This window comes from Paraburkholderia sp. (genome assembly GCF_049581445.1).
In the GTDB taxonomy this organism is placed as follows: domain Bacteria; phylum Pseudomonadota; class Gammaproteobacteria; order Burkholderiales; family Burkholderiaceae; genus Paraburkholderia.
This window is the reverse complement of record NZ_JBAURZ010000409.1, coordinates 1-11,498: the sequence shown is the minus strand read 5'-3', so window position 1 is coordinate 11,498 and position 11,498 is coordinate 1. Positions and strand designations below refer to the sequence as shown.

At 59.0% G+C, this 11,498-nt stretch carries 9 protein-coding genes; 5 read left to right on the top strand and 4 right to left on the bottom strand.

The genetic code is table 11. The features are described from left to right. From WCA85_RS35370 to WCA85_RS35350, 5 genes are all read left to right on the top strand, one after another. Positions 1–1,301 (top strand): DUF748 domain-containing protein (locus WCA85_RS35370; RefSeq protein WP_424070460.1); only part of this gene is annotated, 1,301 nt, incomplete at its 5' end. Positions 1,302–1,773: 472 nt separating this feature from the next. Next, the gene (locus tag WCA85_RS35365; protein WP_424070458.1) at positions 1,774–2,838 is read left to right on the top strand and encodes an OmpA family protein; all 1,065 of its coding nucleotides are present in this window, start codon (positions 1,774–1,776) and stop codon (positions 2,836–2,838) included. Positions 2,839–2,866: 28 nt separating this feature from the next. After that, entirely contained in the window at positions 2,867–3,502 is a 636-nt protein-coding gene (locus tag WCA85_RS35360; RefSeq protein ID WP_424070456.1) for a response regulator, read from the top strand. A 261-nt stretch (positions 3,503–3,763) separates the two neighbouring features. Next, positions 3,764–5,053: an ATP-binding protein gene (locus WCA85_RS35355; RefSeq protein WP_424070454.1), complete on the top strand. Its 1,290-nt coding sequence runs from the start codon at positions 3,764–3,766 to the stop codon at positions 5,051–5,053. Positions 5,054–5,055: 2 nt separating this feature from the next. After that, positions 5,056–5,901, top strand: coding sequence for a hypothetical protein (locus WCA85_RS35350; RefSeq protein ID WP_424070452.1), 846 nt, complete (start codon positions 5,056–5,058; stop codon positions 5,899–5,901). Between the two features lie 105 nt (positions 5,902–6,006). Here WCA85_RS35350 and acnA read toward each other — a convergent pair whose 3' ends face one another. The 4 genes from acnA to WCA85_RS35330 form a co-directional block, all read right to left on the bottom strand. Beyond that, positions 6,007–8,724, bottom strand: a complete 2,718-nt coding sequence (gene acnA / locus WCA85_RS35345) for an aconitate hydratase AcnA (protein WP_424070451.1) — start codon at positions 8,722–8,724, stop codon at positions 6,007–6,009. A 40-nt stretch (positions 8,725–8,764) separates the two neighbouring features. Continuing rightward, the gene (locus tag WCA85_RS35340; RefSeq protein WP_424070449.1) at positions 8,765–10,216 is read right to left on the bottom strand and encodes a bifunctional 2-methylcitrate dehydratase/aconitate hydratase; all 1,452 of its coding nucleotides are present in this window, start codon (positions 10,214–10,216) and stop codon (positions 8,765–8,767) included. A gap of 36 nt (positions 10,217–10,252) precedes the next feature. Beyond that, positions 10,253–10,768 (bottom strand): hypothetical protein, encoded by a 516-nt coding sequence (locus tag WCA85_RS35335; RefSeq protein WP_424070447.1) that lies wholly within the window; start codon positions 10,766–10,768, stop codon positions 10,253–10,255. Positions 10,769–10,866: 98 nt separating this feature from the next. Next, the coding region (locus WCA85_RS35330; RefSeq protein ID WP_424070445.1) for a citrate/2-methylcitrate synthase at positions 10,867–11,498 on the bottom strand (632 nt) is incomplete at its 5' end.

Genomic DNA, 11,498 nt, shown 5'->3' with positions numbered 1-11,498 from the left:
CGCCGGCACCGACGGTGGCGTCCAGGTCCGCTGCCAAGACGAATGCAATGCCGGCGACCGCGGCTTCCGGCACAGCGGCTTCGACCGCCCAAACGCAGCCGCCGGCTAGTCCAGTACGGTTGCATTTCGGCCAGCTCGTGCTGCAAGGTGGACGCGTGACGTACACCGATAACTTCATCAAGCCGAACTTCACCGCAAATCTGGTCGCGATTCAGGGGACCATCGGCGCGTTCGGCACTCAATCAACTACGCCCGCGCCCGTGGATGTCTCGGCCAAACTGGCGGCGAATGGTCCGCTGTCGATCCGTGGTTCAGTCAATCCGCTGATTCCCAAGCCGGCGCTTGACCTGACGGCGAGCGCGCACGATATCGAACTGACCAACCTCACGGCGTATTCGGCGAAGTACGCGGGCTATCCGATCACGAAGGGCAAGCTCAACGTCGATCTGCACTATAAGCTCGATAACGATCAGTTGAGCGCGAACAATCACCTGTTCATCGACCAGCTAACCTTCGGCGATCACGTGGATAACGACACGGAGACCAAATTGCCGGTGCGCTTCGCGATTTCGCTGTTGAAGAACTCAAAGGGCGAGATTGACGTGAATATCCCGGTGTCCGGTTCGTTGTCGAATCCGGAGTTCAGCCTGGGTGGCCTGATCTGGCATGCAGTGCTGAACCTTCTGGAGAAGGCCGTGACGGCGCCGTTCACGCTACTCGCTAACGCGTTTGGTGGCGGCGGCGAGGAGATGGGCTACGTCGAGTTTGATCCTGGCTCGGCAAAGCTTTCGGATGCGGCGGACACGAAGCTCGACACCATCGCCAAAGCACTCGCGGACAAGTCCTCGATTCGCATTGATCTGATCGGGCGTGCCGATCCGAAGGTGGATGAGCAGGCCTTACGCCAGGCCTATGTCGACAAACTGGTCAAACAAGAGAAGATCAAGGATGTGGTCGGCAATGGCGAGAGCGTCGACTTGTCGACGGTTACGATTGATCCAAAGGACTACGACAAGTATCTGACCAAGGCCTATAAAGATGCCGATTTCAAGAAGCCGCGCAATTTTGTGGGCCTGACGAAGAGTCTGCCAGACGACGACATGAAGAACGCAATTGCGGAACATGCGCCAATTAATGACGCGAGTTACCGCGACCTCGCACAGGAGCGGGCGCAGAGCGTGCAACAGTATTTCGACGGGAAGATCGATCCCAGCCGGGTGTTTATCGTGGCGCCGAAGCTTGATGCGCAAGGCATCAAGGATAAGGGCGCAACGACGCGGGTGGATTTTGGGTTGAAGTGAGATGGGTTTGCCGGCTCATTGCCGGCATTCGCATTGGTGTGATGCCGGCAGCCTTCCGACGTGCGGATCTCCAGACGCTCGCTTGTACGTATTGAAACCGGGATAGCACTAACGCGACGGGGAGCGGCCGGCTGCCAGCTAGACGCGTCCTCCCTGATCTGTTGCAGCGGCAGGATCCGACGGATTGCGAACGAGACCGCATTCCCCCATCGGTATGCGCCGCGCCCCCTTCTAGTTCCCACGCTTGATTGCGGTCGACGTACGTCGTCAATTCTCCCAACGCCGACATCCGTTCGCCAATTCAGGCAAACCATACGGTCAGTAAAAACCCGGTTACGGGTTCACGCAGGCCGGATACATTTGTTCTCGCGTCTGGTGTTTTCACTCTAAGAATCTTCCCATTCCTTGCTTGGAAGCGTCTCTCCATACTCATGCTACTTACAAGACGAGCGCGTTTTAACGCAGAGAAACGATGAAATTCCAGCTAACTATGTTGGCGTGTGCGTTAGCTTTAACAGGATGCACGACTCAGGCAGAGAAAGATCGACTGGGCATTGAGGATTCCACCGTCTTGAAGACCGGATTGGGTACCACGCAAGACACCGCTGCTGGAGCGGTTACACGGCAATGGCTTAGCACCTACTCGCCGGTTACCAACGGTGGCGACGCGCTGGCAGCTCTTCAACAGCGGCTCGACAAACTGCCCTCCGACAAGAACAGCTATTTCCGCACCAAGGCTCAATGCTGGATCGACGCCGGCGAAGCCGAGTGGCATGCAAATGACAAATGGGGGTTTGTCGAAGAAGCCATCGGTCAAGCTGCAATGATTACCTTTGGTTTGGAAAACGATACGCCGCTGTCCGCAGCCAATCCTGAATTACGCACTGTATCAACCGTGCGTCCTGATCTATGGAAGATCGTCAATGTCATCAAGAGTGACCCAGCCACTGCTCGGTGCCCGGAAGCGCAAGTACCACTTGCATGTGCGGAAGTAGAGTTAATGCTCGCCGGCCACCACGCGTGGACGCGAAATTTCTCTGCTGCCGAACAGACCCTTCCTGGGATCCAGGGGAACTTGCGGCAGTCAGCAGAAGCGGCATTGCAATGTGCGACTCCGGATACCCAGCCGCCCGCTCCCGCTGTGCACGCCGCCACGGGGCCGGCGATTACGCTCAGGGCTGACTCGGCGTTCCGCTTCAATGGCAGTGACGTCGCCGCGTTGTTGCCAAGCGGCAAGGCTCAACTCAACGAAGTGGCCGCCGGCTTGCAGAAGGTAAAGGGCATTCGCCAGCTCCGCATCAGCGGCTACACAGATCGTCTCGGCAGTGACGTGTACAACCAAAAACTTTCGCTGCAAAGGGCGATGACTGTGAGGGCCTATCTGGTCAAACAAGGCGTGCAGTTGCCCATCACCGTCACAGGGATGGGCAAAGCCCAACCGCTGGCGCAGTGCAATCAAACGGATCGGAATGACCTGGTTCAGTGTCTGGCGCCAAACCGGCGCGTCGAAATCGACTTCGTGCGCGATAACGACTGACTTGAAATACTGTAAGGAGGATAACTGAATGACTACCATCTTGATCGTGGACGATCACCCCGCCTTCCGGCTTGTTGTGAATACACATCTTTCGCAACTCCTCGGCATTGCCAATGTCTTCGAGGCTGAGAATGGTCAGACCGCTGTCGAGATGGCGCGGCAGCATTTGCCGGACCTTGCCATTCTCGATATCGATATCCCGCGTATCAACGGGCTTGATGTCATTCCGCGTCTGAAACTGGCTCATTCGGGTATCCGTGTTCTGGTGCTGTCGGGTCAGGATCCGTCAGTTTTCGCGCCGCGCGCCATGCGATCGGGGGCACAAGGATTTGTCGGCAAAGCTCAGGAAATGAAGGAGATCATGCGCGGGGTCGAAGCTGTGCTTGCGGGCTATACCGTATTTCCAATCAGCATCGGCGGTGCAGGCGGGAGTGGGTCTGCAAGCGCGGGTGCAGAGGAAGAAAAGCTCAAGCTGCTCTCTGATAAGGAATTGATGATTCTTCAAATGCTTTCGAAAGGAATGTCGAACAAAGCAATCGGAGATGCGCTGTTCATCAGCGACAAAACGGTGAGCACTTATAAGAGCCGCATTCAAGAGAAACTAGGCGTGTCTTCATTGGCTGGGCTGATCGAATTTGCAACGCTGCAAAAGCTGATCGACTGAGTTGAGTCAGGCATGGACATGTTGAACCGGTTTGATTTCCGGGCGCACCGGCGCGATGCTGCGCCCCGTTTGTATTGTGTGACGCGCGTGTTTTCGATCTGTTACGTGGCGGTGTTCGGCGGGGTCTTTGCCTTTTCGATGCTGAGTTTCGGGTTGGCCCGTGCGTCCGCGCCCCGCGAGGCCCTAAGTATCTGGCATGCGCAAACAACGAATCCCGTGTTGCCGGTTATTGTCGCACTCGTGGCGCTGACAACGGTCGCGTTGGGCGGCTGGTTCAGGATGCGTGCTGCACTCCAGCGTGCTCTTGGCAAGGCTCGCGGTGCCGAAAGCGAATGGCAGCGACGGTATGCCGACGTCGAGGCCCGTGAACAGGCGTTTCGCGCTGTTGCTGCTGCGCAGGTCACCGCCGTGTCTGGTGAGGAGCGCGATCGGCTCCATGCTTCTATGCGCCATTTGGCGAGCGGACCTCTGTGCGCGCTAGCCGGCATGTTGGACGTACTCAATAGTGCGTCATTGCCGCCATCGCAACGGTCGCTGGTGGCGCGAATCCATTCGGCAGCGCGCACTTTGTCGCGTGCGTTGGAAGACATGTTTGTGCCGTCCGAGGTCGACTCATCTCCAATCGCCCTTGACGAAAGTTCAACAGATCTGCGTGAACTTGTGGACGGCGTGGTCGCGCTCTTCTCTCCCGCCGCTGTGCGGAAGCACGCCTACTTGAGCGTGAGCATCGATCGGTTGGTCGCCTCCCATGTTCTAGCGGACAGTGCCCGGCTAGGCCAGATTGTGTTCCATTTGTTGAGTTGCGCAGTTCGCAGCACGGAACACGGACAAATCACAGTCACTGTTCGCGCGGAACCTATAAACAGCGGATCACAGCGCGTGCACATCAGCGTGCGGACTAGGGGTGCCCATGAGGAAAACAAGCGCATTCACCCAACGCAGGCACAGCGGCGCCCGTCGTTCGACAGAGACGGGACTATCGACACTTCACACATCAACGACGACCCTTACCTGACGCTCTGCCGGCAACTGGCTCAGCACATGCGTGGCGAACTCAGGTTCAAACCTGAAACGGGTCTTGGCACGTGCAGCACGTTCAGTGTGCCCGTTGCGATCGAGCATTCGTTCGCGTCGACGAGCCCTAAGCACTTTGGGGGCGAGCCATCGCAACAGCCTTCCGGTGGGCGGCCAGTTGAGGATTTGGGTAGTCCGCCAAGCGAATCATTCGATCAAAGCTATCTCGACGCCCTCTCAAACGAGGGTGTTGATCTTGATACGTTTGTGCGTGCCTGGCACCAATCGTTGAATGATGACCTGGAACGGATGTGCACCTTGCGCGCCGGTCACGACGTCGCTGGTCTGCGCGGCACCCTGCATAGATTGAGTGGGGCGGTTGGTCTCGTGGGCGCATGTGGCTTGATGGAGTCGCTGCGACAAGCCAGCGTGACCATGCCAGAGCCCGATGCGGATGTGCTTGACGCGATTGCTCGACGCATTGAAGCGCTGGTGACGCAACTCGACGAAGCGATTCACCCACACCGGAGCAACTGACGATGACGCGCCCTTTAGCTTTGATCGATGGCGATCTGGCGATCCCCTTGCCGCGTCCTTTCGACGGTTTGCCGCCGCCATTCGGGTCGCGTCGAAATCTGATCCGCGAAGCTATGCAGCGTACGGTACGTGAAACTACGGGGCGTAAGGCCGCCAGCAGGTTTCCTCCGGGCGTGAGGCACGTGCTGTTCTACAACGCGCCGCCGCGACGGGTGGACACCAGTCCTTACGATGCAGCGTTGGCGGAAGCAAAACGCTACCTCGAGATGGGCACCGTTCGGCCGCGTTCGTCGCGTTCGGATCGTGTACTCTCGGCGGCGATTTTTGCGGGTTGCACGATAGCGCTCGCATGGTTGCTGATTACGTGCTCCGTGAAAGAGGCGGATAAGACCAAGGCGCTCGACATGACGGCGACGGTAACATCAGCCGTGAAGCAGCGCGTAGATCAGCCGAAAGCTACGCCGCGAATAGCCGTTGCGGATCTGAAGTCCCAGACGGAGCCTGGTAACGCAGTGACGACAACGTCGTCGGCAAAACCGGAGAATCGCGTCAAGGTGGTACACCTGTCCGGAAACCACATCAACGAGCGTGTAGCCCTGAATCGGCCAAGCCATTCAGCGACGCGCCCGGTGGCTTCAGCGCAACCCGAACGGACCGCCAAGGCGATTCCTTCGCAGAACACCGCATCGACCGACAGCGCTGCACCGTGGCTGAACTGGTCCGCTCCGCAGCGAGGTCCAACAATGCGTGCGGCAACGCCAGTCGACAACCACTGGAACGACCACATGACGCAGCGCCGGATCACCGACGATCCAACCGCCTTCAACATCGAACATAGCGGGCAATAAAAAAAGCCCGACCAAAGTCGGGCTTCTAAATCGGCTGCGTCCTTCCACAAGGACGCAGCACCTGCAAAACCGCTTTCGCGTCTGCTTAAGGCATGAACCTTAAAGTTAAGCAGCCAGCAGCGAACGCAGCACGAACGGCAGAATCCCGCCGTGCTTGTAGTAGTCCACTTCGATCGGCGTGTCGATACGCAGCAGCACCTGCACACGCTTTTCCTTGCCGTCCTTGCCGCGAATCACCAGCGTCACTTCCTGTTGCGGCTTGAAGTCAGCGCCAAGGCCTTCGATGTCGTACGTTTCTTCGCCGGTGATGCCGAGCGATTGCACGCTATCCGAGCCCTTGAACTGCAACGGCAACACGCCCATACCCACCAGGTTCGAACGGTGAATCCGCTCGAAGCTGCGTGCAACCACAGCCTTCACGCCCAGCAGTTGCGTACCCTTGGCCGCCCAGTCACGCGACGAGCCCGTACCGTACTCTTCGCCCGCGAACACGATGGTCGGCGTATCGGCGGCGATGTACTTCATCGCCGCGTCATAGATCGACTCTTGTTCGCCGCTCGGCTGATGAATCGTCAGGCCGCCTTCAACGCGCGTACCGTCTGCCTTTGCCGGGATCATCAGGTTCTTGATCCGCACGTTGGCGAACGTGCCTCGCATCATCACATCGTGGTTGCCGCGGCGCGAGCCGTAGCTGTTGAAGTCGGCCTTCTGCACGCCGTTTGCCTTCAGCCACTTGCCTGCCGGCGAGTCTTCCTTGATCGAGCCAGCCGGGCTGATGTGGTCGGTCGTAACCGAATCACCGAAGATGCCCAGTGCGCGTGCATTCTTGACCGCTGCGATGCTGTCAGCCGGCGTCATCGAGAAGTCGGCGCCAAAGAACGGCGGCTCAGCGATGTAGGTCGACTTCGGCCAGTCGTACACTTGGCCTTCTTCACCTTCGATCTTGCTCCACAGGTCGCCCTTCTTGGTGAGCTGTGCGTAGTTCTTGCGGAACGCGTCGGCGTCCAGCGCAAACTTGAGCAGTTCGTTGACTTCGTCGCTGGTCGGCCAGATGTCGCCCAGGTAGATGTCCTTGCCGCCCTTGCCCTTGCCAACCGGTTCCGTCATCAGATCGCGCGTGATGTTGCCTGCAATCGCGTAAGCGACGACCAGCGGCGGCGATGCCAGGAAGTTGGCGCGGATGTTCGGGTGAATACGCGCTTCGAAGTTACGGTTGCCGGACAGCACGGCCGCCGCGACGATGTCGTTCTTCGTGATGGCTTCGTTCAGTTCCGGCGTCAGGTCGCCCGCGTTACCGATACAGGTCGTGCAACCATAAGCAGCCAGTTCGAAACCGAGCTTCGACAGGAACGGCAGCAGGCCGGTCTTGGTCAGGTACTCGGTGACGATACGCGATCCCGGAGCCAGCGACGTCTTGATGTGCGGCGCCACCGTCAGGCCAGCCTCGACAGCCTTCTTCGCCAGCAGGCCAGCAGCCAGCAGCACGCTCGGGTTCGACGTGTTCGTGCACGACGTGATGGCAGCGATCAGGATGTCGCCGTTCTTCACGTTCACGCCGTTCGTCGTCGTGTATTGCGCGTCGAGATCAGCGGCCTTCTTCGCAAAGCCGTTTTCGCCGACCGGCTTCGAGAACAGGTCGCCGAAGGTCGACTTCACGTGACCGATTTCGATACGGTCTTGCGGGCGCTTCGGACCTGCCAGCGACGGCGTCACGGTGCTGAGGTCGAGCTTGACGACCTTGGTGTAGTCGATTGAGCCAGCCTTCGGAATACCGAACAGACCTTGCGCCTTGAAGTAGTTTTCGAAGGCGGAGATTTCTGCGTCGGTGCGGCCCGTGCCCTTGAAGTAGTCGATGGTTTTTTCGTCGACCGGGAAGAAGCCCATCGTTGCGCCGTATTCCGGTGCCATGTTGCCGATCGTTGCACGGTCCGGCAACGACAGCGACTTCGTGCCTTCACCGAAGAACTCGACGAACTTGCCGACAACCTTCTCTTTACGCAGCAGTTCGGTAACGGTCAGCACCAGATCGGTAGCCGTGAGGCCTTCGCGCAGTTTGCCCGTCAGTTCGACGCCCACCACGTCCGGCGTCAGGAAGTACACCGGCTGGCCGAGCATGCCCGCTTCCGCTTCGATGCCGCCCACGCCCCAGCCCACCACGCCAATGCCGTTGATCATCGTCGTGTGGCTGTCCGTACCGACCAGCGTGTCCGGGTAATACACGGTATCGCTGCCGTCGGCCTTCTTGTGGACGCCGCGTGCGAGGTACTCGAGGTTAACCTGGTGGACGATGCCCACGCCGGGCGGCACGACCTTGAACGTGTCGAATGCCTGCATGCCCCATTTCATGAACTGGTAGCGCTCGTTGTTGCGCTGGAATTCCAGTTTCATGTTCAGATCGAGCGCGTCTTTCTGACGGAAATAATCGATCTGCACCGAGTGATCGACCACCAGATCAACCGGGACCAGCGGTTCGATCGACTTCGGGTTCTTGCCGGCGCGTTGCGCGACACCGCGCATCGCAGCGATGTCGGCGAGCAGCGGCACGCCGGTAAAGTCCTGCAGCACGACGCGCGACACGACGAACGGGATTTCGTCGACGCGCGAAGCGGTCGGCTTCCAGTTGGCCAGTTGCGTGATATGTTCTTCGGCGATCTTCTTGCCGTCGTAATTACGCAGCACCGACTCCAGCACGATACGGATCGAAACCGGCAGGCGGTCGATCTTGATGTTCAGTGCCTTGCCGAGTTGCGGCAGGGAATAAAACTTGCCTTTGCCGGAACCGCTGTCGAATTCCTTGAGCGTTTTGTGGAGGTTGTGGGCCATGGTGTTTTCCTTGGTTTGATCGCGGAACTACAGTACTGAACTAGATGACATACAGATCGACGTATTCATGGACCGGCATGGCTTCGAGCCTTGCCTGATCCAGCGATACCTCGAGAATCGCTTGTTGCTGCTTGACCGGAAACTTGCGCGCGAGGTTGGTCCTGAACTTCTCGACCAGCAACGGGATGCCGTCTGCACGGCGGCGCTTGTGTCCGATCGGGTATTCGACGATGAGCTCGTCAAATTTCGACCCGTCGTTGAATTCGACCGTCAGTGCATTGGCGATCGAACGCTTCTCCGGATCGTGATAATCCTTTGTGAACTGCGGGTCTTCCACGCAGATCATCTTGTCGCGCAGCGCGTCGATGCGCGGGTCATGTGCGACGGAATCTTCGTAATCGGCGGCCGTCAGGTGGCCGAAGATCAGCGGCACGGCGATCATGTACTGGATGCAGTGATCGCGGTCCGCGGGGTTATTCAAAGGCCCCTTCTTGTCGATGATACGGATCGCCGCTTCGTGCGTGCGAATCGTGATCTGTCTGATGTCTTCCGCGGTCTTACCCGCCGCGCGCAGTTGCGCATGCAGCGTCATGGCTGCTTCCACCGCTGTCTGGGAGTGGAATTCAGCCGGGTACGAAATCTTGAACAGCACGTTTTCCATCACGTACGAGCCATACGGGCGCTGGAACTTGAATTCCTTGCCCTTGAACAGCACGTCGTAGAAGCCCCACGTCTTCGCGCTTAGCACGGACGGATAGCCCATCTCGCCAGTCTTTGCGATCAGCGCGAGACGCACGGCGCGCGAGGTAGCATCACCCGCAGCCCATGACTTGCGCGAGCCCGTATTCGGCGCGTGGCGGTAGGTACGCAGCGCGTGGCCGTCGACGAAGGCTAAAGAAACGGCGTTGATCAACTCGTCGCGTGTGAGGCCCAGCAGGCGGCCAACCACCGCGGTCGACGCCAGTTTCACCAGCAGCACATGGTCGAGCCCGACCTTGTTAAACGAGTTCTCCAGCGCAATACAGCCCTGGATTTCATGTGCCTTGACCATGGCAACCAGCACATCTTTCATCGTCAGCGGTTTTTTGCCTGCGGCGATGGCGGTGCGCGAGAGCCAGTCAGCGGTGGCGAGAATGCCGCCGAGATTGTCCGACGGATGGCCCCATTCAGCGGCAAGCCACGTGTCGTTGAAGTCCAGCCAGCGGATCATGGCGCCGATATTGAAGGCGGCCTGAACGGGATCCAGCTGAAACGATGTGCCGGGCACTTTCGCGCCGTTGGGGACGATCGTGCCGGGCACGATTGGTCCCATCAGCTTGGTGCAAGCCGGGTAGGTGAGCGCTTCGAGTCCGCAGCCGAGCGTGTCGATCAGGCAGTGACGCGCGGTTTCGAGCGCGAGCGTGCTGTCGATCGGGAAATCCAGTACGTAATCGGCGATCTCTACCAGGACTGGGTCCGGGTCTGGCCTTACGTTGGATATCGGTGCGGACATCGAAGCTTCCTGCTAAAAATGAGCTGGTGAAGAAAATCAGTTCTGCGGGTTCTTGATCAGCTCGTTCGATTGCGTCGGAGCCGGTGCGCCCTGTGCCATTTCAGGCGTCTTGCACTCGTCGGCGAGGCGCGAGCCGTCGTTGTCCGAGAACAGCATGGCCTTGGTGGGGATCACAACCAGATCCAGACCCGAAGCGGCGTCGTGGAAGCGGTCAGCACCCGTGGTGGTGGTTTCGCGCGGCAGGTTGTAGTTCTTGTTCGCCCAGTGAACCGTGACAATCTGGTCGCGCTTCATGTCGCCCTTCAGGTCGAACGACAGGCCTTCATTACAGGACCACTTGATTGCGCCATCCGGCACCGGATCAACCTTCGCTTCCTTGGCCGGGTTCGGCTTGCGCTTGATCAGGCGCTTCGGAGCCGGCCGTTTCGGCGTAGCCTTCTTGGCGGTCGCCGTGGTCGTGGTCGTCGTCGTTTGCGCGGAGGCATCGGTCGCGGTGGCCAGCATCGTGGTGGACAGGGCGCCAACTACGGCGGCGATCAGCAATTTATTCATGGAGAGAACCTTTCTATCTAATTTCAGTTGAGTCGTGCACGGCTGCGAAGCGCCGCTTACAAGGTGGAACCACGCGCCTCAAAAGCGCACAGCGGACGCTATTTTCTCCTATTTAGCGCCACGAACTTCAAATTCTCTGGCCCGGTGTAATTCGCACTCGGCCGGATGATCTTGTTGTCGATACGTTGTTCGATGATGTGCGCGCTCCAGCCTGCCGTGCGGGCAATCACAAAGACCGGCGTGAACATCGCCGTGGGCACACCCATCATGTGATACGACACCGCGCTGAACCAGTCCAGGTTCGGGAACATCTTCTTCGCGTCTCCCATGACCGTTTCAAGCCGCTCGGCGATGTCGAAGAGCTTGGTGCTGCCGGCTTCCTTCGACAGCTTCTTCGCCACTTCCTTGATCACCTTGTTGCGTGGGTCGGAGATCGTGTACACCGGATGGCCGAAGCCAATCACCACTTCCTTGTTCTCGACGCGGCGGCGGATGTCGGCTTCCGCCTCGTCCGGGTTCTGGTAGCGCGACTGGATTTCAAACGCCACCTCGTTGGCGCCGCCGTGCTTCGGCCCGCGCAGCGCGCCAATGGCGCCAGTCAGGGCCGAATACATGTCCGAACCCGTACCGGCGATCACGCGGCCGGTGAAGGTCGACGCGTTGAATTCGTGTTCCGCGTACAGGTTCAGCGACGTATGCATCGCCTCGACCCACGACTTCGACGGCTCGA